Here is a 22,327-nt window from a genome sequence, read left to right as displayed (position 1 = left end):
TCTCCAGAGAGAGTAAAAGCATCCTTGGGGTGATCAACCACGTTTGGCGTTGTGAGACATACGGTTCCGTGGGCACTTGATTGTGAGGCCCGTGCGGACGCGCACGCCGTGGTCGTGAGACCTCACGCCCCCTTGCGCTGCTGGTCCCCGTCGCCCGACGACGTGCCGCTCCCGGCCTTCTTCGCCGCCGCCTTCTTCGCGGCCGTCTTCTTGGCGGGCGCTTTCTTCGCCGCCGCCTTCTTGGCCGGTGCCTTCTTCGCGGCTGCCTTCTTCGCCGGAGCCTTCGTCGCGGACTCTTCGTTCCCCGACTCGTCCTTCGTCGATGCCGAGTCGGTGTCGCCGCGACGACCACGGCCGGACCGGCCCGCCGCCTCGACGCTGCGTTGGAGTGCCGCGACCAGGTCGACGACCTCGGCGTCCTCTCCCGAGTCGGTGTCCTCCGGTTCGGCGTGCACCACCTTCTCGCCGCCGTTCTCGATCATCTCGTCGAGGACCTTGCGGAGTTCGATCTGGTAGTCGTCGGTGTACTCGGACGGGTCGAAGTCGCCCGACATGCTCTCGACGAGTGCCCCCGCCATCTTCAGTTCATTGGGGCGGGGCGCGGTGACGTCGTCGAGCGAGGAGAACTCGGCGGCCCGCACCTCGTCGGGCCACAGCAGCGTCTGGATCATCAGCACGTCGTCGTGCACGCGGAGGGCCGCGAGGCGCGTCTTCTGTCGCAGCGTGAAGTGCACCAGTGCGGTGCGATCGGTCGTGGACAAGGTCTCCCGGAGGAGCACGTACGCCTTCGGGGACGTCGAGTCCGGCTCCAGGTAGTAGCTCTTGTCGAACAGGATCGGATCGATCTGGTCGGTCGGCACGAACTCGAGAACCGGGATCTCGTGCTTCTCGGCGGCGGGCAGCGACGAGAAGTCCTGATCGGTCAGGATCACCCGGTCGCCGTCGGGGGTCTCGTAGGCCTTGTCGATGTCGGCGAACTGCACCGACTCACCGCACACGGAGCACTTCCGGTCGTACTTGATGCGACCGCCGTCCTTGCCGTGGACCTGATGGAACTTGATGTCGTGGTCCTCGGTGGCCGTGTACACCTTGACCGGGACGTTCACCAGGCCGAAGGCGATGGAGCCTTTCCAGATCGATCGCATGTGTCCAATCTTGGGGCACGCCCGGTCACATTTCCACCACCCGTCACGAACGCGTCCCCACCGCTGCGGAGAACATCGCCCGACGGACCGCTCCGAGGATCACGCGGCGGTCGGACGAACCGATCCGCGAGAACAGCGTCAGCATCGCCCGGGACATGCCGGCGACGTCGTCGTCCGACGACAGATAGGCGCGTTGCAGCGTCGACGGCATCTCGAAGAATCGGTCGAAGAACGGCGCGAGGGCATCGGGCGGGAAGGACAGCAGAGCGTCCGCGCCCACCGACCGCAGCCGGGTGACCGCCCGCGATCCCGCGGAGTCGACGCCGCCGCCGTCCAGCACGGCCGACGCGATGACGTCCGCTCGGCGCAGGGAGGCAGCGACGCTGTACCCGGTGGCAGTGTGCAGAGCCGGACTCCGCGTCCCGGTGGTGACGACCCCGCGCGTCGGACGGGTCGGCGGACGCATCGCGAAGCGCACCCGCTCGACGGGCTCGTCGCCGCGCAGAGTCACACCCCGCGCGGCCAGTCGTGCGAGCAGCCGACGCGCGAGCTCGGGTGAGGTGAGGCCGGGCCGGCCGACCAGGCAGGTCTCCTCGAGCAGGACCGCGCCGCCGCCGAGCGGCACGACGTACAGAAAGGACGGCACCGCGTCCGCGTCGGCACCGTTGTCCCGCCGCCAGTCCATGATCACCGCGGACTCGCCGCCGCAGGCACGTGCGGCGGTGTCCTCGTCGACCACGACCCCGTGGGCCGTCTGCTCGGGAACGCCGGGTCCGACCGCCGAGCCGCGGGCGTCGATCACCGTGCCGCCGGACAGGGAGGTGCCGTTCCGCAGGGTCACCGACGTGGGCGTGACCTCCGCCGCGGACTCCGCGACCACCGACACTCCGTCGAGCGTGAGGCCGTCCTGCAGCCGTCCGGTGTCGAGCACCGAGTACTCCCGGTCCACCACGTGTCGGCGTGTGCCGACCACGACGGGGGAGCGGGACGTGGACGCGCGCGTCGACTCCGGCACCCAGTCCGGAATCTCGTCGGTCCACATCCCGTACGTGTTGATCCATCGACGATCCGGACGGGGGTCGACGAGAGTCACCGTTGCCCCCGCGGCCGCGCAGCGATGTGCCGCCGCGCGGCCGGACGGGCCGGCGCCGACGACGAGGACGTCGGTCAGAACGTTCCCGTCGCCAGCAGTCCGCCGTCGACGCGAACCGTCTCGCCGGTGATCCACGACGCGGCGTCGGACACGAGGAACCCGACGAGCGAGGCCACGTCCTCGGGCGTTCCCAGCCGCTTCATCGGGTAGCCGGCGGCCGCCGCCTCCTCGCCATTGGCGACGAGTGCCTCGGCGAACTTGGTCTTGACGACGCCCGGGGCCACCGCGTTCACACGGATCGAGGGTCCGAGCTGCCACGCGAGCTCCTCGGTCAGCCGGATGAGCGCCGCCTTGGACGAGCCGTACGCGGCGATGACTCCGGTGGATCGGATTCCCGCCACGCTGGCGAGGTTCACGACCGAGCCGCCGTGCTCGCCCATCCACGCTCGGTGCGCCTCCTGGATGAAGCCGAGTGTTGCGACGACGTTGACCTCGAAGATCTTGCGGACGCCGGCCAGATCGGCCTCCATCAGCGATCCGTACACCGGATTGATGCCGGTGTTGTTGATCAGAATGTCGAGTGAGCCGAGCTCGGCGACCGTGCGGTCGACCGTCTCGCGGCGGGACTCCTCGTCCCCGGCGTTGCCGGCGATGGCGAGCACGGTGGCCCCCGGTACCGCGGCGCGCAACTCCTCGGCGGTGGCGTCGAGCTGCTCCTTCTTGCGGGCGGTCACCGTCACGGCGGCGCCGCGAGCGAGGAGGTCGGCCGCGATGGCCCGACCGATTCCGCGGCTCGCGCCGGTGACCACGGCGACACGCCCCTGCAGATCCTGTTCCTTCTCCATGCGTCGAACGTTAGCGGAGTCACGTCTGCGTGGACCGTGGGAGCCCGCGGAGGCGTTAAAATGAGGGATTGCTGCGCAGTCGACTTCGCGCTGCGCCCGGTCTGCCACCGGACAACTACGACGATCGAGGAGTTCGCACCGTGATCACCGCCACCGACCTGGAGGTTCGTGCCGGCGTGCGTACTCTTCTGTCCGCTCCCGGGCCCGCCCTGCGCGTGCAGGCCGGCGACCGCATCGGCCTCGTGGGCCGCAACGGCGCCGGGAAGACCACCACTCTCCGCATTCTGGCAGGAGAGGGCGAGCCCTACGCCGGCTCGGTCACCCGCACCGGGGACATCGGTTACCTGCCGCAGGACCCCAAGGAGGGCGACCTCGACCTGCTGGCCAAGGACCGCGTCCTGTCCGCCCGCGGACTCGACACCTTGCTCCACGACATGGAGAAGCAGCAGGCGCTCATGGCCGAGGTGGCCGACGAGGATCGCCTCGACAAGGCCGTCCGCCGATACGGCGAGCTCGAGGAGCGTTTCGCCTCGCTCGGCGGCTACGTGGCCGAGAGCGAAGCGGCGCGCATCTGCAACAGCCTCGGACTTCCCGACCGTGTCCTGGCGCAGCCCCTACGCACCCTCTCCGGCGGTCAGCGCCGCCGCGTCGAGCTGGCACGCATCCTGTTCGCGGCGTCCGACGGCAGTGGTGGTCGCTCGGCCACCACGCTGCTGCTCGACGAGCCCACCAACCACCTCGACGCCGATTCCATCACCTGGCTCCGCGGCTTCCTGCAGAGCCACGAGGGTGGGCTCATCGTCATCAGTCACGATGTGGAGCTGCTGAACGACGTCGTGAACCGAGTGTGGTTCCTCGATGCCGTCCGCGGCGAGCCGGACGTCTACAACATGAACTGGAAGAAGTACCTCGACGCGCGCTCGACGGACGAGCAGCGTCGTCGCCGCGAGCGTGCCAACGCGGAGAAGAAGGCCGGCGCTCTGCGCGCGCAGGCCGCCAAGATGGGTGCGAAGGCCACCAAGGCCGTGGCCGCCCAGAACATGGCCAAGCGTGCCGACAAGCTGATGGCGAACCTCGACGAGGAACGCGTGTCCGACCGGGTGGCACACATCCGCTTCCCCGAGCCCGCACCGTGCGGCAAGACGCCGCTCATGGCGTCGAACCTCACCAAGATGTACGGGTCCCTGGAGATCTTCGCGGGTGTGGATCTGGCCATCGACCGCGGTTCCCGCGTCGTGGTGCTCGGCCTCAACGGCGCCGGCAAGACGACGCTGCTCCGCATCCTCGCCGGCACGGAGAAGAGCGACTCGGGCCAGATCGAGCCCGGTCACGGTCTACGCATCGGCTACTTCGCCCAGGAACACGACACCCTCGACGACATGGCGTCGGTCTGGGAGAACGTGCGGCACGCGGCACCGGACACCCCGGAGCAGGAGCTGCGGTCGCTGCTCGGTGCGTTCATGTTCACCGGCCCGCAGCTCGAACAGCCGGCCGGCACTCTCTCCGGCGGTGAGAAGACGCGACTCGCGCTCGCCGGCCTGGTCTCGTCGGCGGCCAACGTGCTGCTGCTCGACGAGCCGACCAACAACCTCGACCCGATCTCGCGTGAGCAGGTCCTCGAGGCGCTGCGGAGCTACAAGGGCGCCGTCGTGCTGGTGACGCACGATCCGGGTGCGGCCGAGGCACTGTCTCCCGAACGAGTGATCCTCCTGCCGGACGGCAACGAGGACCACTGGTCGCAGGACTACCTCGACCTGATCACGCTCGCCTGAGTCGGCTCACGGCCGATCGCGACGGACCGACTCCTCGACCAGGTCGAGGACGGCCGACAGGTTCTCGGTGCCCTGGCCCGACGCGATGCGGGTCACGAGACCGTCCATGACGAGGTCGAGGTATCCCAGCAGTACCGCGGTGGGCACGTCGTCCCGCAGTCGGCCCGCAGACTTCTGACGCTCGAGACGTGACAGGACGGCGTCCTGCAGCTCGACCGAGCGCTCCGACCACCCGGCCCGGAACTCGGCGTCGGTCTTGAGCCGCCGAGCGATCTCCAGACGCGTACCGAGCCAGTCGAACTGGTCGGGAGCGGCCAGCATGTCCCGCATCACCTGGACGAGCCCCTGCTCGGCGGCGACATCGGCCATGCGGCGCGCGTCGTCGCGGGCGAGCGCGAGGAACAGCCCGTCCTTGTCCTTGAAGTGGTGGAAGATCGCTCCTCGCGAGAGCGAGGTGGCCTCCTCGAGTCGCCGCACCGTGGCGCCCTCGTAACCGTATTCGGCGAAACAGCGGCGCGCGCCGTCGAGGATCTGACTTCGGCGCGCCGCGAGATGGTCGTCACTGACCTTCGGCACTCGGTGCTCCTGTCGTGTGCTGGGGACATCGTGCTGATCGCAGAACGCGCACGACCGAACCGGCGATACACGCGGTATCGCGGCGCGGTCGTGCGCGTTCTGCTCCCCTCACGGGGCAGTGATCACTGCGGTGATCAGCCGATCATGTTGCGCAGCACGTACTGCAGGATGCCGCCGTTGCGGTAGTACTCCGCCTCGCCGGGGGTGTCGATGCGGACCACGGCGTCGAACTCGACGGCAGAGCCGTCGTCCTTCGTCGCGGTGACGTGCATCGTCTTCGGCGTGCGGCCCTCGTTCAGCTCGGTGATGCCCGAGATGTCGAAGGTCTCGGTGCCGTCGAGCTTCAGCGACGCCGCCGACTCGCCGGCGGGGAACTGCAGCGGGACGACGCCCATGCCGATGAGGTTGGAGCGGTGGATGCGCTCGAACGACTCGGTGATGACGGCCTTGACGCCGAGCAGGCGGGTGCCCTTGGCAGCCCAGTCACGCGAGGATCCGGAGCCGTACTCCTTGCCGCCCAGGACGACCAGCGGGATGCCGGCGTTCTGGTAGTTCTGCGACGCGTCGTAGATGAAGGACTGCGGGCCACCGTCCTGCGTGAAGTCGCGGGTGTAGCCACCCGAGACGTCGTCGAGGAGCTGGTTGCGCAGCCGGATGTTCGCGAACGTTCCGCGGATCATGACCTCGTGGTTGCCGCGACGCGAGCCGAAGGAGTTGTAGTCCTTGCGCTCGACACCGTGCTCGTCGAGGTACTGCGCAGCAGGCGTTCCTGCCTTGATGTTGCCGGCGGGGGAGATGTGGTCGGTGGTGACCGAGTCTCCGAGGTACGCAAGCACGCGCGCACCGGAGATGTCCGTGACGGCCTCCGGGTCCTTGGGCATGCCGTCGAAGTACGGGGGCTTCCGCACGTAGGTCGACTGCGGGTCCCACTCGAACGTCTTGCCGTCCGGGGTGGGCAGTCCGCGCCAGCGTTCGTCGCCCTTGAAGACGTCGGCGTAGCCCTTGGTGTACATCTCCTTGGAGATGGACGAGTCGATCGTGTCCTGGATCTCCTTGGGCGAGGGCCAGATGTCCTTCAGGAAGACGTCGTTGCCCTCGTTGTCCTGACCGAGTGCGTCGTGCTCGAAGTCGAAGTCCATGGTGCCGGCCAGCGCGTAGGCGATGACGAGCGGCGGGGACGCCAGGTAGTTCATCTTCACGTCGGGGGAGATGCGACCCTCGAAGTTGCGGTTACCGGACAGGACCGCGGTGACCGTGAGGTCGTTGTCCTGGATGGCCTCGGAGATCTTGAGATCGAGCGGTCCCGAGTTACCGATGCACGTGGCGCAGCCGTATCCGACGAGGAAGAAGCCGAGCTTCTCCAGGTACGGCCACATGCCGGCCTTGTCGTAGTAGTCGGTGACCACCTGTGAGCCCGGCGCCATCGAGGTCTTGACCCACGGCTTGCTGGTCAGACCCTTGTCGACGGCCTTCTTGGCCAGCAGGGCAGCGCCGAGCATGACCGACGGGTTCGAGGTGTTGGTGCACGAGGTGATCGACGCGATGGCGACGGCGCCGTGGTCGAGGACGAACGAGCCCTGCTCGTCCGAGTCGACGCGCACCGGGTTGGTCGGGCGACCCTCGGCGTTGCCGGCGGCGGAGTGCAGCGGAGCCGCATCGTCGTCGGCGAAGGACAGCGTGGCCGGATCCGAGCCCGGGAACGTCTCGTCGAGTGCCTCGTCCAGCTTCGACGGGGTGGCGTCGACGTCCTCGCCACCCACGTAGTTGTGGATGTCCTTGCGGAACGCGATCTTGGACTCCGACAACAGGATTCGGTCCTGCGGACGCTTCGGTCCGGCGATGGACGGCACCACGTCGCCGAGGTCGAGCTCGAGGTACTCGGAGTACGTCGCCTCGTTCTCGGGGTCGTGCCACATGCCCTGTTCCTTGGCGTACGCCTCGACGAGCGCGAGCTGCTCGTCGGAGCGTCCGGTCAGGCGCAGGTAGTCGACGGTCTCCGAGTCGATCGGGAAGATCGCCGCGGTGGAACCGAACTCGGGGCTCATGTTGCCGAGCGTCGCGCGGTTGGCCAGGGGGACCTCGGCCACACCCTCGCCGTAGAACTCGACGAACTTGCCGACGACGCCGTGCTTGCGCAGCATGTCGGTGACGGTGAGCACGACGTCGGTCGCGGTGACGCCGGGCTTGATCTCGCCGCTGAGCTTGAAGCCCACGACACGGGGGATGAGCATGGAGACGGGCTGGCCGAGCATGGCAGCCTCGGCCTCGATGCCGCCGACGCCCCAGCCGAGCACGCCGAGGCCGTTGACCATCGTGGTGTGCGAATCGGTGCCGACACACGTGTCGGGGTAGGCCTGACCGCCCCGCACCATGACGGTGCGGGCGAGGTGCTCGATGTTGACCTGGTGCACGATGCCGGTGCCGGGCGGGACGACCTTGAAGTCGTCGAACGCACCCTGGCCCCACCGCAGGAACTGGTAGCGCTCACCGTTGCGCTGGTACTCGATGTCGACGTTGCGCTCGAAGGCGTCCGCGCGGCCGAACACGTCGATGATGACGGAGTGGTCGATGACCATCTCGGCCGGAGCGAGCGGGTTGACCTTCTCCGGGTCGCCACCGAGAGCGGTGACGGCCTCACGCATGGTCGCGAGGTCCACGATGCAGGGGACGCCGGTGAAGTCCTGCATGATCACGCGGGCCGGCGTGAACTGGATCTCGATGCTCGGATCGGCGGACGGGTCCCACGCGGCGATCGCGTCGATGTGGTCCTTGGTGATGTTCGCGCCGTCCTCGGTACGCAGGAGATTCTCCGCGAGGACCTTGAGGGCATAGGGCAACTTCTCGGTGCCGGGGACGGCCTTCAGGCGGAAGATCTCGTACGAGTTCTCTCCGACCTCCAGCGTTCCCTTGGCGCCGAACGAATCGATACTTGCGGTCACGTCAGCTCCACTCGTCTTCTGGGCTGCCGTCGACGGGGCTGTGTCGACGGCGTGGCGAGAGCGGGCGGACATCGCCGTGGGTGAGGGTGCACCCGGGTGGCGTCGAGGCCGCCGCAGTCTCGGTGTTTCGATTCTAACAGTACGCTTGTCCTGTGAGAACGAGTGGCCGAATCGCCGTGTCGCTCTCACCGTGGTGCGCACTCATCGTTCCCCGGCAGCCTTCCGGGCGCAACGAAGGGCTGCCTCCGTGCACCTCGGTGCGCCTCGGACTCGGCGACGGTCCCGTCCCGTAGGGTCCCGCTCGACGGCGCACACATTTCGACCATCATCGCCTCGCGATCCACCGCATCGCCTCGCGATCGACGACAACGGACGGACGATGTCTCTCTCTCCTCTCCCGGCCCTACCGCTGAGTGATCAGCCGCTGGTCGCCCTCCCGATGATCAGCGAGGTGCCGACGTTCGTCGACCTGCAGGCGACCCTCGCCGACGTCGCGAACGACGGGGTGGCCGCGCCGGGGCAGGACGTCGTCGGGCTCGAGGGTGTCGTGGCGCGCGCCGGCGAGCACGGGATCGACCTGAGCATCGTCGTGCTCGACGCGCCGGCGCCGCTCGATTCGCAGCTCCGCGATCTCGCCACGTCGGTCGGTGCCACCGACGGTGGGACGGTCCTCGTGATCGGTCCGGGACAGGTCGGCACGTTCAGCGACTCGATCGATCGCGTGACGCTCGAAGCGGGTCAGGATCAGGCGTACACCGGCAACGCGGTGCAGTCCGCGGACAACTTCCTCGACGTGCTCGTCGAGCCCGGCCCACCGTGGACCGGGATCACACTGGGCCTCGTTCTCGTGGTCGTCGCCGTGCTCGGCGGCACCTGGTGGGTGAACGAACGCCGTCATCGTTCGGGAGATGTCACCGATCGAGAGGCCGTCACGCCCGACGGGCAGTGACCGTTCCCAAAAAAGTCTCAACGAATCTTTCTCGGACAACGTCCTGATCAGCGCGGATGCGGTCGGCGGAATGACACATGTGTCATTTGTGACTGGAGTTCCTTAAGCGTTCGAAGTGTCGTACGGTTCGCATGGCACTGCTTGGGGAAGAAGTGTCGCAGAGGGGCTGATCGTTGCTCCCGGGTCGGCCGTTATCGGCTGTGGTCCGGGATCCTGTCACGCTGCGTCGTGTCCTCCCCACGCGTGCGGTGGGTGAATCCGCACTGCGGACGTGAGGGAGACGAACAGGTGAAGCGATACTCCGGAGGTCGACGGCACGTCGGTCGATCGCGGGCTCTGCGTCGCACGATCGGGGGCGCCGTCGTCGCGACGACGCTGCTGCTGTCCGGGACGGGGTTCCTCGCACCGAGTCTCGCGTCCGCCGTGCCGCCGCCCCCGCCCAATCCCTCCGACTCCGACATCGCCACCGCGGGCGCGCGCGTGGGGGACCAGCTCGGACGAGTCGGTCAACTGATCGACCAGGTCGCCTCGGCCAACCAGCAACTCGCCGCGATCGACGCGCAGGTGGCCGTCAAGCGCGAGGACGTCAACAAGGCCCTCGTCGACCTGCAGAACGCTCGCACCGTCGCCGACGCCGCCGCCGCGGCCGTCGGCATCGCGCAACAGGCCCTCCGCGACGCCGGCCAGATGATCTCCGACGCGCAGAAGAAGTTCGACGCCTTCGCCGTCACCGACTACGTCAAGGGCACCGGGTCCGCCGGTGTCTCCTCACTCCTGGACGCGCAGGGGCCGCAGGACGTGCTCGATCGCGCGCAGATCCTGCGGATGCTGTCCGCCAAGCAGAACGCCACCCTGGACAGCCTGCAGCGGGCGCGTACCGAGGAGGCCAACCGAGACTCCACCGCACGCCAGAGCAAGATCGAGGCCGACCGTGCCTCCGCGGAAGCGGACGCGAAGAAGGACGAGGCGGAACAGGCCATCGCCGCGGCCGTGTCCGCACAGCAGGAGCAGGCAGCGCAGAAGGCGGCCGTCGAGGCACAGCGGGACAGCGCCTCCGCCGAGCTCGAGCAGGCGCGCAACGACGCCGCGGGGCTCGAGGGACAGCGCGACGCGTACTCGCAGTGGGACCAGCAGCGTCAGGCGGAGGAAGCCGCCGCCGCGGCAGCCGCGCAGGCAGCGCAGGAGGCAGCGGTGGCCGCGGCCGCCCGGGTGGCCGCGAACCAGGCCGCCGCCGATCGTGCCGCAGCGTTGGTGGACGGGGAGCGCGACCACACCGACCTGACCGGATCGACGTCGAGCGGCACCTCGTCGGGCGGCACGTCGTCCGGTACCTCGTCCTCGGGCGGCACGTCCTCGGGTACCTCGTCGTCGGGAAGCACGTCGTCGGGCAGCACGTCGTCGGGCAGCACGTCGTCGTCCGGCGGCGGTCGCGGGACCGCCACCAAGGATCCGTCGCTCACCGGGTCCGCAGCCATCGAACTCGTCATCGACCGCGGCATGTCCGTGTTGGGCACCCCCTACTCGTGGGGTGGCGGCAACGAGAACGGGCCGACCAAGGGCATCCGTGACGGCGGTGTCGCCGACAGCTACGGCGACTACAACAAGGTGGGCTTCGACTGCTCCGGCCTCATGATGTACGCCTTCGGTGGACTCGGGATCTCGCTCCCGCACTACACCGGCTACCAGTACACGGCCGGCAAGCAGGTGCCGTCGTCCCAGATGCGCCGCGGCGACATGATCTTCTACGGTCCGGGCGCCTCGCAGCACGTCGCCCTCTACCTCGGTGACGGCAAGATGCTCGAGGCTCCGCAGTCGGGATCGGTGGTGAAGGTGTCGCCCGTCCGTTTCGACGGCATGACGCCGTATGCCGTCCGCATGGTGGAGTGACACCCCGTCCGAGCAGGTAGAACGCCATGTGTCCTCGCCACCTGCAATAGTGGTGCTCGGCAGCAGAGTCCGGGTAGAAAGCGGTGGTTCCACAGGTGACGTCACGAGAGACCGACACGACCGACATCTCTCGGGACGTGCAGACGCTCGAGAAGGCCGTCTACGAGGTCAAACGCGTCATCGTCGGTCAGGACCGACTGGTCGAACGCATCCTCGTCGGGCTTCTCGCACGTGGGCACGTCCTGCTCGAGGGTGTTCCCGGTGTGGCGAAGACGTTGGCGGTGGAGACGTTCGCGACGGTGGTCGGGGGCTCGTTCTCCCGCGTGCAGTTCACGCCCGACCTGGTGCCCACCGACCTCATCGGTACGCGCATCTACCGTCAGGGCAAAGAAGAATTCGACACCGAGCTCGGCCCGGTGGTCGCGAACTTCGTGCTCGCGGACGAGATCAACCGAGCTCCGGCCAAGGTGCAGTCGGCTCTCCTCGAGGTGATGGCCGAGCGCCACGTCTCCATCGGTGGTCACACGTACCCCATGCCGGATCCGTTCCTGGTCATGGCGACGCAGAACCCCATCGAGAACGAGGGCGTGTACCCCCTTCCCGAGGCGCAGCGCGACCGCTTCCTGTTCAAGATCGTCGTGGACTACCCGACGGTCGAGGAGGAGCGCGAGATCGTCTACCGCATGGGCGTCGCGGCACCGAAGCCCAAGCAGATCCTCGACCCGGTCGAGTTGGTGCGCCTCCAGAACGTCGCGGCGTCCGTGTTCGTCCACCATGCTCTGGTCGACTACGTCGTGCGCGTCATCGCCGCCACCCGTACTCCGCGCGACGTGGGCCTCGACGACGTGGCCGGCTGGATCGCCTACGGCGCGTCACCCCGTGCGACCCTCGGCATCATCAGTGCCTCCCGTGCGCTGGCGTTCCTGCGTGGACGGGACTACGTCGTGCCGCAGGACGTCCTCGACGTGGTGCCGGACGTGTTGCGGCACCGTCTCGTGCTCTCGTACGACGCCCTGGCCGACGAGATCACACCCGAGCAGATCATCACGCGCATCCTGCAGACCGTGGGTCTGCCGCAGGTCGGCGCCCAGCCGGTCCAGCAGCAGGCGCCGGCTCCCCAGCACAACGGTCCGCAGCACAACGGTCCTCAGCAGAACGGGCCCCAGCAGGCGGGACCGGGCGGACCGCAGCAGTTCCAGCCCGGACCCCCGCAGCCCGGTCCCGACGGACCGTCGCAGCAGGGTGGCCCCCAGCAGAACGGTCCTCAGCAGGGTGGCCCGGCGCCGTGGATGCAGAAGCAGACTCCCGCGACCGATCCCACGCGGTGACCATGGCGTCACCCACGGGTGGCCGGCCCGGTGATCCGGTGTTCGGCGCGCCCGCCGTGCAGCAGTCGTTGCGCGGTGCGCCCCCGTCCTTCGCCTCGGGATCGCTGGAGGACCCTCGGTTGTCGGCTGCGCTGCGCACCCTCGAGCTGACCGTTCGTCGGCGCCTCGACGGCGTTCTGCACGGCGATCATCTGGGCCTCATCCCGGGCCCGGGTTCCGAGCCGGGCGATGCACGCGATTATCAGCCGGGCGACGACGTACGTCAGATGGACTGGTCCGTCACCGCGAGGACGACGCACCCCCACGTCCGGCAGAGCGTCGCGGACCGCGAGCTCGAGACGTGGATGGCGATCGACCTGTCGGCCTCCCTCGACTTCGGCACCGCGGGGTGCGAGAAGCGCGACCTCGCCGTCGCGGCCACGTCGGCCATCGCGCATCTGACCAGTGGCGGCGGCAACCGCATCGGCGCCGTCGTCGCGACGGGCGAACGCGTCGTCCGGGTCCCCGCACGGGGCGGTCGGGCGCACATCCAGTCCCTGCTCCGCACCGTGGCCACCACACCGCACGCACCCGACGGCACCCGCGGCGACTTCGTCGGCGCCATCGACGCTCTGCGACGGCCCGAACGTCGACGCGGCATGGTGGTCGTCGTCAGCGACTTCCTCGGTCCGACGGACTGGGAGCGTCCGCTCCGCGCCCTGGCGGCGCGCCACGACGTGCTGGCCGTGGAGGTCGTCGACCCCCGCGACCTCGAGCTGCCGGATGTCGGTGACGTGGTGTTGCACGACCCGGAGACGGGACGGACGCGGGAGTTCAGCACGACACCCCGGTTGCGGGAGGACTTCGCGGCCGCCGCTGCGGCGCACCGCGCGAACGTCGAGAAGATCCTGCGTGGCTGCAGCGCGCCTCGGCTCACCCTGCGGACGGACGGCGACTGGATCGCCGACGTCGTCCGCTTCGTGTCCCGGCGACGCCACGGCGCGAGCATGGGAGCGAGTACGCGGTGAGTCTGTCCGATTTCTCGTCACCCTGGTGGCTGCTCTTCCTCCTCGTGGTCGCGGGCCTGGTGGTGGCCTACGTGCTCGCGCAGCGCCGCCGTCAGCGCAACACCATGCGCTTCACCAACATGGAGTTGCTCGAACGCGTCGCACCGAGGCGCCCCGGACTGGTGCGCCACGTCCCCACGGCGCTCGTGCTCGTGGGGCTGCTCTTCCTGACCGTCGCGCTGGCCGGACCGACGTCCGATCAACGGGTTCCGCGTAATCGGGCGACGGTCATGCTGGTCATCGACGTGTCGTTGTCGATGGAGGCCACCGACGTCCAGCCGACGCGACTGGCAGCGGCGCAGGAGGCCGGCAAGCAGTTCGCCGACGGCCTGACTCCCGGCATCAACCTCGGACTCGTCGCGTTCGCGGGCACGGCATCGGTGCTGGTCTCACCGACCACCGATCGTGAGGCGACGAAATCGGCCATCGATCGGCTGCAGCTGGCCGAGCGGACCGCCACGGGCGAGTCCATCTTCACGGCGATGCAGTCGATCGAGACACTCGGCGCGGTTCTCGGTGGATCGGACGCGGCGCCGCCGGCACGGATCGTGCTGCTGTCCGACGGCAAGCAGACCGTTCCCGAGAACCCGGACGACCCGCGCGGTGGGTACACGGCGGCCCGCGAGGCGGAGACGAAGGGGATCCCGGTCTCCACCATCTCGTTCGGCACCAGTTACGGCACGGTGGACATCACCGACGAGCAGGGCGACACCCAGCGCGTCGCGGTGCCCGTCGACGACCCGTCGCTCGAGGAGATCGCACGCCTGTCGGGTGGCAACTTCTTCACGGCGTCGAGTCTCGAGGAACTCACCGAGGTGTACGACACGCTCGAGGAGCAGATCGGCTACGAGACCACCCGCGGTGACGCGAGTCGGCCCTGGTTGATCGCCGGAGTGCTGTTCGTGTCGGCGGGACTTGTCACAGCATTGTCACTACGCCAGCGAGTCCCCTGACACGCATCGGTAAAGTACGCGCGGGTCGAGGCGATCGACGACGTCCGTGATCGCCCACCGACTGGCCGTTGCTGCGAGCAGCACCCCCGAGAGAGAAGGTTCATCCGTATGTCCTCTGCGCCCGAGTCCGCGACACCCGACGCGACGGCCGGCGGGGGATTCGTCTCCCGGTCCGTGCTCGTCACCGGCGGTAATCGGGGCATCGGCCTGGCCGTGGCCCGCCGACTCGCCGCGGACGGCCACAAGGTCGCGGTCACGCACCGCAGCTCGGGTGCACCGGACGGACTGTTCGGGGTGCAGTGCGATGTCACCGACACCGCGTCCGTCGATGCCGCGTTCACCGAGGTGGAGAAGCATCAGGGCCCCGTCGAGGTGCTCGTCGCCAACGCGGGCATCACGGACGACACCCTGCTGATGCGGATGACCGAGGAGCAGTTCACCTCCGTCATCGACGCCAATCTCACCGGCGCGTTCCGGGTGGCCAAGCGAGCGAGCCGCTCGATGCTGCGGGCACGCTTCGGACGGTTCGTCTTCCTCGGTTCCGTCGTCGGTCAGGCCGGCGGACCCGGCCAGATCAACTACGCGTCCTCCAAGGCGGGTGTCGTCGGCATGGCGCGCTCGCTCACCCGTGAGCTGGGCTCGCGTTCGATCACCGCGAACGTCGTGGCACCCGGGTTCATCGAGACCGACATGACGGCCGAGCTCGACGACAAACTCCGGGACACCGCGCGCGAGTACATCCCGCTCAAGCGACTCGGTACTCCCGAGGACGTCGCCGCGGTGGTGAGCTTCCTCGCGTCACCCGATTCGAGCTACGTCTCCGGCGCGATCATCCCGGTCGACGGCGGTATGGGCATGGGCCACTAGCCCACCTCGTCCCGACTCCTGCCCGATCGACTCGGGCACACCAGACTTCACACGAAAGGCACACGCACATGGGCGGACTGCTCGAAGGCAAGACCATCCTGATCACCGGGATCATCACCGACGCGTCCATCGCGTTCCACGCGGCCAAGGTCGCGCAGGAGCAGGGCGCCAAGGTCGTCATCACCGGGTTCGACCGGCTGCGACTGATCGACAGGATCGCCCAGCGACTGCCGGAGCCCGTGCCGCCGGCGATTGAGCTGGACGCGACGAACGAGGAGCATCTCGCCGCACTCGCCGGTCGCATCTCCGAGGTCGCTCCGGAGGGCATCGACGGCGTTCTGCACTCCATCGCGTTCGCTCCGCGCACCCTGATGGGCCCGGGGTCCAAGCCGTTCCTGGAGGGACCGGGTCCCGACGCCTCCGCCGCGTTCCAGATCTCTGCCTGGTCCTACGCCTCGCTCGCACGCGCCGTGCTCCCCGTCATGAACGAGGGTGGATCGATCGTCGGCATGGACTTCGATCCGCGCACGGCGATGCCGTTCTACAACTGGATGGGCGTGGCGAAGGCTGCGCTCGAGTCGGTCAACCGCTACGTCGCCCGCGAGGTCGGCGAGGCCAAGAAGGTCCGTTCCAACCTGGTCGCCGCGGGCCCGATCAAGACGCTCGCCGCCAAGGCCATCGCGGGTACCGCGACGGGTGACGCGGACAAGATGAACCAGCTCAACGAGTACTGGAACGGTGCGTCCCCGATCGGCTGGAACTTCAACGACCCGACGGCCGTGGCCAAGTCGATCTGCGCGCTGCTGTCGGACTGGCTGCCGGCGACCACCGGGTCGATCGTCTACGTCGACGGCGGCGCGAGCCACAACACCTGGCTGCCCGAGAATCTCTGACATCTCGCCTCGATCCGAGCATCCTCTCGGGTCCACCGAAACGGGTTCCGGCACAATGGCGTCATGACCTACGACGCGCTTCTGCTGCTGTCCTTCGGTGGGCCCGAGGGGCCGGACGAGGTGCGGCCGTTCCTGGAGAACGTCACCCGTGGCCGCGGAATCCCGCCCGAACGCCTCGATGCCGTCGCCGAGCACTACCACCACTTCGGTGGGGTCTCGCCGATCAACCGACTCAACCGCGAGATCATCGCCGCGGTCGAGACCGAGTTCGCGCTCACGGGCATCGATCTGCCGGTGTACTTCGGTAACCGCAATTGGCATCCCATGGCGGAGGACACCGTCGCCGCGATGCAGGCCGACGGCGTGCGCAACGCGCTGGTGTTCCCCACCTCGGCCTGGGGCGGGTACTCGGGCTGTCGGCAGTACCACGAAGACATCGCCCGCGCCCGTGCCGCCGTGGGGGAGGGCGCTCCGCAGCTCACCAAGCTGCGGCAGTACTACGACCATCCGCTCATGGTGGATGCCTTCGCCGACGCGATCCGCGCGGCGATCGGCAGGCTTCCGGCGGATCGCCGGGCCGGTGCTCGCGTGGTCTTCACGGCGCACTCGGTGCCCGTCTCGGCGGACGAGGCCGCGGGTCCGCCGTCGGCGGGCGGCCACCTCTACAGCCGTCAGGTCACCGAGGCGTCCCGATTGTGCGCCGCCGCAGCAGGTGTCGACGAGTTCGACGTCGTGTGGCAGTCCCGGTCGGGACCGCCGCAGATCCCGTGGCTGGATCCCGACATCTGCGATCACCTCGAGGCCCTGGCGGAGACGGGCGTCGACGCCGTGGTGATCTGCCCGGTCGGGTTCGTCTCGGATCACCTCGAGGTGGTGTGGGACCTGGACACCGAGGCCGTCGAGAAGGCGCAGGAACTGGGCATCGCTCTCGAGCGCGCAGGCACGCCGGGTGCGGACCCCCGATTTGCCCGGCTCGTGCGGACGCTGGTCGAGGAACGCACCGCGAGCACCGCACCGCTGCGTCTGGGTTCCGAGCCCGCCTTCGGGACGACCGTCGACGGAACGCCGTGCAATCCCGGCTGCTGCGAGCCCCCGGTGCGTCGCCGCCCGGCCTGACAGCTCGAACATCCCGGGAACCACCCACCCGCGAGTACGCCGAAAGTGCCGTGATCCGGGCATGGATCGCGACACTACGGACGTACTCGCGCGAGGGGGGTACCGCTAGCGGCGATCGGGCGACAGGTACCCGTCCACGGCGGCGCGCACGGCGGCACGTCGCGCGGCGCGCACGGCGCGACGCAACGGTCGGAGCACGGCCTCGCGGGCCTCGGCACCGCTGCTGCTGGGTGCCTCCGAGGGCGCCGACGTCTGCGCGGCCGCGAGGATGGCGTCCACCCGGTCGGCCGTGTCGAGAACTCGGGTGGTGCGTTCGGGGAGCGGCGGGTAGCGATGGCGGCTCGCGATGGCGAGGCGCTCGGCGATCATCGTGTGCGGGTCGCCGCCGGAACGGCCGGTGTCGACCGTCTGCACCGCGGTGAGGGCCTCGGCCGCACTCCGGACGGTGTCCCGCATCGAGTACTCGATCTCCCCGAGCGCCAGCTCCTGGTAGGTGACCGGCACGGTGACGGTGAACACCGTCCACCGCATGACGTCGGGGCCCTCGTCGGTGGGGACGAGTCCGACACCCGGCTGACCCGGCACTCCGATGACGACGCCTTCGCCCGCGAGCACGGCGGCTGCCGAGAACGCGGAGTCGGTCGGCAGCCCGGCGACGTCACCGGGGGCGGGAAGAACCATGTCGACGGTCACCTCGCGGTCGCCGACGGGCGCCGCGGCGCGGACGACTCGGAGCAACTGGGCGATGCCGACGTCACGAGGAGTGGGCCACGGGAGGTCGTGCCGCTCGGCTGTCTCGGGATCGGCGGCGACGACGAGGGCCAACGGTGCCCACTCGGTGAGGGCATCGATCACGTCGTCGGGCGGCGCGGCTCCGGCGAGCCAGGCGCCGCACCAGATGGCGAGGCTCGAGGATGGGGACGACACCGTCCGATCATAGGCGGCGTCGGAGGCGACCGGCGTGGCTGCGGTCGGGGAGTGCGCGGCGCCGATACCGTGGGACGGCCCGGTGACCCGACAGTCCTGTCCCGGGAGTGAGCGCGGAGGGCGAGGGAAGACGATGACAGCGGACAACCGGTACGGCGGCGACATCTTCGCCGGGCACGCGAGGCGAGCGCGACGCGTGGTCCCGACGATGGCGGCCGAACGGGACGTGGTGGTCGAGGACGCGGCGACCGGATTCTGCGGCGCCGTGGTGGGTTTCGAGCGCACGTACGACGGTGACTTCGTTCGGCTCGAGGACGGCCGAGGCGTACGGAGGCTCTTCGCGATGCGCGAGGCCGCCTTCCTCGTCGACGGAAGCCCGGTGACGCTGACGCGTCCGGCGCCGACCCGTGCCGTCGCTCCGACCCGCTCGGCCTCCGGGTCGACGCGGGTGGAGAACGTACGAGCGAAAGTGGCTCTGCCCAGCCGTATCTGGGTGGAGGGCATTCACGACGCCGCCATCGTCGAACGGGTCTGGGGCCACGACCTGCGGGTCGAGGGTGTGGTCGTCGAGCATCTCGAGGGACTGGACAACCTGGCAGAGCGGTTGCAGGAGTTCGGACCCGGGCCGGGACGCAGGGTGGGGGTTCTCGTCGACCACCTCGTCGACGGTTCGAAGGAGGACCGCCTGACGCGGTCGCTCGGCCCGTACGTGACGGTCACGGGACACCCCTACATCGATGTGTGGGAGGCGGTGAAGCCCGCCGCGGTGGGCATCGAGGCATGGCCACGGATCCCGCGCGGCACCGACTGGAAGACCGGCATCTGCCGCGAGTTGGGTTGGGGCACATCGCAGGACGGGTGGCGCCGGGTCTACGGTGCGGTGTCCAGTTTTCGCGATCTCGAGGCGCCGCTCATCGGCGCGGTGGAGCGCCTCGTCGACTTCGTCACCCTGGGTGACGAGAACGGGGAGACAGGTCGGTAACGATCTCCCCACGACGGTCGCGCGCACCCCACGGGCTCGTCGTTCGTCGCTACTGTGGAGTTCGTGGTTGCACTTCTGTGGCTCGTCGGAGCGGTGATTCTCGCTGCGGGTGAAGCGCTGTCCGGAGATTTCTTCCTTCTCATGCTGGCCGGCGGGGCCCTGGGTACCGCGGGCATCTCGGCGCTGACCGACTTCCCCGTGTGGGGCGACGCGATCGTGTTCGCGATCCTGTCCGGAGCCCTCATCCTGGGTGTCCGACCGGTGCTGACCCGCCGGTTCTCGACGCCCCCGCCGACCCCCACCGGGATCGCCGCGCTCACCGGGCGATCCGCGCAGGTGCTCGATGCCATCGATCAGCACTCCGGCACGGTGCGGCTGGACGGTGACGTGTGGACGGCTCGTCCGCTCGATCCCACCGAGGTGTACGCGGCCGGAACGACCGTGACCGTGATGAAGATCGACGGCGCCACGGCCGTCGTGTGGAAAGGACCCTAGATGGGTGACTATGCCGCCTTGATCGCCCTTGCCGTGGTGGTGCTGTTCGTCGCCGTGGTGGTGGCGAAGTCGGTGACGCTCGTGCCGCAGGCCGAGGCCGCGGTGATCGAGCGTCTGGGCCGATACTCGAAGACGGTCTCCGGGCAGCTCACGTTCCTCGTGCCGTTCGTCGACCGTGTCCGAGCGAAGGTCGACCTGCGTGAGCGCGTCGTGTCCTTCCCACCGCAGCCGGTGATCACGCAGGACAACCTGACGGTGTCCATCGACACCGTCGTGTACTTCCAGGTCACCACCCCGCAGGCCGCGGTCTACGAGATCAGCAACTACATCGTCGGTGTCGAGCAGCTCACCACGACGACGCTTCGCAACGTGGTCGGCGGTATGACCCTGGAGGAGACGCTCACCTCGCGTGACTCCATCAACGGCCAGCTCCGCGGAGTGTTGGACGAGGCCACCGGGCGATGGGGCCTGCGTGTCGCCCGAGTGGAGCTCAAGAGCATCGATCCGCCGCCCTCCATCCAGGAGTCGATGGAGAAGCAGATGAAGGCGGACCGCGAGAAGCGCGCCACCATCCTCACGGCCGAGGGACACCGTGAGTCGTCCATCAAGACGGCCGAGGGTGACAAGCAGTCGCAGATCCTGTCCGCGGAGGGCGCCAAGCAGGCCGCCATTCTCTCCGCCGAGGGTGAGCGTCAGTCCCGCATCCTCCGTGCGCAGGGTGAGCGGGCGGCCAAGTACCTCAACGCACAGGGTGAGGCGAAGGCCATCGAGAAGGTGTTCGAGGCTATCAAGGCCGGCAAGCCGACGCCCGAGTTGCTCGCGTACCAGTACCTGCAGACGCTGCCGAAGATGGCGCAGGGTGATGCGAACAAGATGTGGGTGGTGCCGTCCGACTTCGGTGATGCCCTGAAGGGCTTCGCCAAGAATCTCGGTGCGCCGGGCGACGACGGCGTCTTCCGTTTCGAGCCCAGCGACCAGGGCGAGACGCACTCCAAGCCGGAGGACGACTCCGCGGAAGTGGCCGACTGGTTCGACACGAAGACGGACCCGGCCATCGCTCGGGCGGTGGCCGACGCCGAGGCCGTGGCACGCAAGCCTGTCGACACGTCGTTGGCCGCCGCACCCAACCCGGCGCGGGACTCGGCTCCGGAGCCCGCAAAGGCCGTCGAGGCCTCCACGCCGGACGGGTCCGGGTCGGGCGACGACGCACCGCGCGAACTGGACCGCTGACGGTCAGGCAGCCAGACCCGCGCCGATGCCGCCCGCGGCGAGTGCCCAGAGCACGCTGGTGAAGGTGCCGATGATGAAGTACTCGGACGCCCGCGGATCACGGAGTTCGGGGTAGCGTGCGAGTCCCTTCACCGCGAGCACCACGGCGATGCCCTCGGGCCACCCCGTGAGCACCGCGACCACGACGGCGATGCGTTCGAGTGTGCCGATGACGAGCCCCCCACGCAGGACGGGGCGCTCGTCGTCGGCATCGCCGTCTCCGGGCTCGGGCCGTCGGCGCGCGAGATGGAAGACCGCGGGAACGACGACGGTGCCGCCGGTGACGGCGACCGCGACGACCAGGACCATCGCGACGACGAGTGGTGGCCCGGTGACCGGTGCGCCGGCGATCGCGGCGGCGAGACCCGCCAGTGCGAGCATCCCGGCGGACAGGAGTGCCGGAATCCACCAGCGCAGCGGCGGCAGCCACCGGACGCGGCGTCCCGGCGCAGCCGTCGGTGGGATCGTCGGCACCGGTCGGGCGGGAAGCAGTGCTGCTCCGGCGGAGAGCGCGAGTGCGAGCAGCGCGAGGGTGGTCGCCATCAGGCGTCCGTTCCGCGTGCGCGCAGATCGGCGAGCGCGAGCATCCGCGCCACGACCGGTCGTGCTGCACGCTCGGCCTGCCACCCCGCGACGGCCAGTCGTTGGGACACGGCCTGCGGTGTGATGGACAGTTCCTCGGCGACGGCGGTCTGCGATCCGAGCCTGCGGACACTGTCGACCGCGGCGCGGCCCTGCTCGGTGCGCCGGACCAGGAGCAGTGCGAGCAGTGCCACCACGGCGTCGGCATCGCCGGCGGACTCGGCGTCACCGCCGCGGACCGCGATGTGGGCGACGGCGTTCTTGGCGCTGTCGACGGCGTCCCGCGCGGCTTCGAACGCCGGGCCCCGACCCGCTCTGGTGGAGCGTGGCAACGGATCCTCCACGGCCCCCACCCCGATCCCGACGCTCCAGTGCCCGTCCTCGAGGAAGTCGAGGGCGAGGTCGAGTGCCACCGACGCGTCGTCCGCCACACCCTGGACCTCGTCGCCGGCCGTGCGTTCGAACGGGCGCACCAGGTCGGTGGCTCGGTCGAGGATGTCGGCGACGCGATCGATGTCGCGTCGACTTCCGCGTTGGTCCACGGTCAGAACGAACATCGATCAACCCTAGAAGCTTGATCAGCCGGAATCAAGCCTCGAGTCTTGATGCGTTGCGACGCACAGAGTTCATCGTCGACCTTGATCCGGCCACATCAAGCCCGTG

General features: G+C 69.1%; 20 protein-coding genes. 12 read left to right on the top strand and 8 right to left on the bottom strand.

Going from position 1 to position 22,327, the window contains the following annotated elements:
* Positions 1-122 precede the first annotated feature (122 nt).
* From ku to OG947_RS00985, 3 genes are read right to left on the bottom strand one after another with little or no spacing between them, the layout of a single operon-like run.
* Positions 123-1,145 carry a non-homologous end joining protein Ku gene (gene ku / locus OG947_RS00995; RefSeq protein ID WP_328812931.1) on the bottom strand — a complete coding sequence of 341 codons (1,023 nt, stop codon included), beginning with the start codon at positions 1,143-1,145 and terminating at the stop codon, positions 123-125.
* A 43-nt stretch (positions 1,146-1,188) separates the two neighbouring features.
* Positions 1,189-2,316 carry a lycopene cyclase family protein gene (locus OG947_RS00990; RefSeq protein WP_442973114.1) on the bottom strand — a complete coding sequence of 376 codons (1,128 nt, stop codon included), beginning with the start codon at positions 2,314-2,316 and terminating at the stop codon, positions 1,189-1,191.
* Positions 2,313-3,083 carry an SDR family oxidoreductase gene (locus tag OG947_RS00985; protein ID WP_027505304.1) on the bottom strand — a complete coding sequence of 257 codons (771 nt, stop codon included), beginning with the start codon at positions 3,081-3,083 and terminating at the stop codon, positions 2,313-2,315. The genes OG947_RS00990 and OG947_RS00985 overlap by 4 nt, the downstream gene beginning before the upstream one ends.
* A gap of 140 nt (positions 3,084-3,223) precedes the next feature.
* On the opposite strand from OG947_RS00985, the gene OG947_RS00980 reads away from it, so the two are divergent.
* On the top strand, positions 3,224-4,855 hold the full coding sequence (locus OG947_RS00980; RefSeq protein ID WP_027505305.1) for an ABC-F family ATP-binding cassette domain-containing protein: 1,632 nt from the start codon (positions 3,224-3,226) through the stop codon (positions 4,853-4,855).
* A gap of 6 nt (positions 4,856-4,861) precedes the next feature.
* Here OG947_RS00980 and OG947_RS00975 read toward each other — a convergent pair whose 3' ends face one another.
* Both OG947_RS00975 and OG947_RS00970 read right to left on the bottom strand, forming a co-directional pair.
* On the bottom strand, positions 4,862-5,431 hold the full coding sequence (locus OG947_RS00975; RefSeq protein ID WP_027505306.1) for a TetR/AcrR family transcriptional regulator: 570 nt from the start codon (positions 5,429-5,431) through the stop codon (positions 4,862-4,864).
* Between the two features lie 134 nt (positions 5,432-5,565).
* Positions 5,566-8,370: an aconitate hydratase gene (locus OG947_RS00970; protein ID WP_328812929.1), complete on the bottom strand. Its 2,805-nt coding sequence runs from the start codon at positions 8,368-8,370 to the stop codon at positions 5,566-5,568.
* A gap of 379 nt (positions 8,371-8,749) precedes the next feature.
* On the opposite strand from OG947_RS00970, the gene OG947_RS00965 reads away from it, so the two are divergent.
* The 8 genes from OG947_RS00965 (at position 8,750) to OG947_RS00930 (ending at position 17,409) form a co-directional block, all read left to right on the top strand.
* Positions 8,750-9,319: an Rv1476 family membrane protein gene (locus OG947_RS00965; RefSeq protein WP_328812928.1), complete on the top strand. Its 570-nt coding sequence runs from the start codon at positions 8,750-8,752 to the stop codon at positions 9,317-9,319.
* A 288-nt stretch (positions 9,320-9,607) separates the two neighbouring features.
* Entirely contained in the window at positions 9,608-11,206 is a 1,599-nt protein-coding gene (locus OG947_RS00960; RefSeq protein ID WP_442973081.1) for an NlpC/P60 family protein, read from the top strand.
* A gap of 95 nt (positions 11,207-11,301) precedes the next feature.
* Positions 11,302-12,534 (top strand): AAA family ATPase, encoded by a 1,233-nt coding sequence (locus tag OG947_RS00955; RefSeq protein WP_222645236.1) that lies wholly within the window; start codon positions 11,302-11,304, stop codon positions 12,532-12,534.
* Entirely contained in the window at positions 12,531-13,541 is a 1,011-nt protein-coding gene (locus tag OG947_RS00950) for a DUF58 domain-containing protein (protein WP_442973080.1), read from the top strand. Before OG947_RS00955 ends, OG947_RS00950 begins: the two co-directional genes overlap by 4 nt.
* The gene (locus OG947_RS00945; RefSeq protein WP_056444650.1) at positions 13,538-14,533 is read left to right on the top strand and encodes a VWA domain-containing protein; all 996 of its coding nucleotides are present in this window, start codon (positions 13,538-13,540) and stop codon (positions 14,531-14,533) included. The genes OG947_RS00950 and OG947_RS00945 overlap by 4 nt, the downstream gene beginning before the upstream one ends.
* Before the next feature lie 108 nt (positions 14,534-14,641).
* Positions 14,642-15,400, top strand: coding sequence for a 3-oxoacyl-ACP reductase FabG1 (gene fabG1 / locus OG947_RS00940; RefSeq protein ID WP_037185384.1), 759 nt, complete (start codon positions 14,642-14,644; stop codon positions 15,398-15,400).
* Positions 15,401-15,468: 68 nt separating this feature from the next.
* A complete protein-coding gene (gene inhA, locus OG947_RS00935) occupies positions 15,469-16,293 on the top strand; it encodes an NADH-dependent enoyl-ACP reductase InhA (RefSeq protein WP_328812925.1) in 825 nt (274 codons plus the stop codon).
* Positions 16,294-16,356: 63 nt separating this feature from the next.
* Positions 16,357-17,409 carry a ferrochelatase gene (locus tag OG947_RS00930; protein ID WP_328812924.1) on the top strand — a complete coding sequence of 351 codons (1,053 nt, stop codon included), beginning with the start codon at positions 16,357-16,359 and terminating at the stop codon, positions 17,407-17,409.
* Positions 17,410-17,514: 105 nt separating this feature from the next.
* Here OG947_RS00930 and OG947_RS00925 read toward each other — a convergent pair whose 3' ends face one another.
* Positions 17,515-18,336, bottom strand: coding sequence for a hypothetical protein (locus OG947_RS00925; RefSeq protein ID WP_222649005.1), 822 nt, complete (start codon positions 18,334-18,336; stop codon positions 17,515-17,517).
* Between the two features lie 133 nt (positions 18,337-18,469).
* Here OG947_RS00925 and OG947_RS00920 point away from each other — a divergent pair, with 133 nt between their 5' ends.
* From OG947_RS00920 to OG947_RS00910, 3 genes are all read left to right on the top strand, one after another.
* Positions 18,470-19,318, top strand: a complete 849-nt coding sequence (locus OG947_RS00920) for a DUF3097 domain-containing protein (RefSeq protein WP_328812923.1) — start codon at positions 18,470-18,472, stop codon at positions 19,316-19,318.
* A gap of 63 nt (positions 19,319-19,381) precedes the next feature.
* On the top strand, positions 19,382-19,813 hold the full coding sequence (locus OG947_RS00915) for an NfeD family protein (protein WP_027505316.1): 432 nt from the start codon (positions 19,382-19,384) through the stop codon (positions 19,811-19,813).
* Positions 19,814-21,043: an SPFH domain-containing protein gene (locus OG947_RS00910; RefSeq protein ID WP_051613228.1), complete on the top strand. Its 1,230-nt coding sequence runs from the start codon at positions 19,814-19,816 to the stop codon at positions 21,041-21,043.
* A gap of 3 nt (positions 21,044-21,046) precedes the next feature.
* Here the strand turns inward: OG947_RS00910 and OG947_RS00905 are convergent, their stop codons facing one another.
* Both OG947_RS00905 and OG947_RS00900 read right to left on the bottom strand, forming a co-directional pair.
* Positions 21,047-21,625, bottom strand: a complete 579-nt coding sequence (locus OG947_RS00905; protein ID WP_037185388.1) for a hypothetical protein — start codon at positions 21,623-21,625, stop codon at positions 21,047-21,049.
* A complete protein-coding gene (locus OG947_RS00900; RefSeq protein WP_027505318.1) occupies positions 21,625-22,221 on the bottom strand; it encodes a hypothetical protein in 597 nt (198 codons plus the stop codon). Before OG947_RS00900 ends, OG947_RS00905 begins: the two co-directional genes overlap by 1 nt.
* Positions 22,222-22,327 lie beyond the last annotated feature (106 nt).

This window comes from Rhodococcus sp. NBC_00297, from assembly GCF_036173065.1.
In the GTDB taxonomy this organism is placed as follows: domain Bacteria; phylum Actinomycetota; class Actinomycetes; order Mycobacteriales; family Mycobacteriaceae; genus Rhodococcoides.
This window is presented reverse-complemented; position numbering and strand designations above follow the sequence as displayed.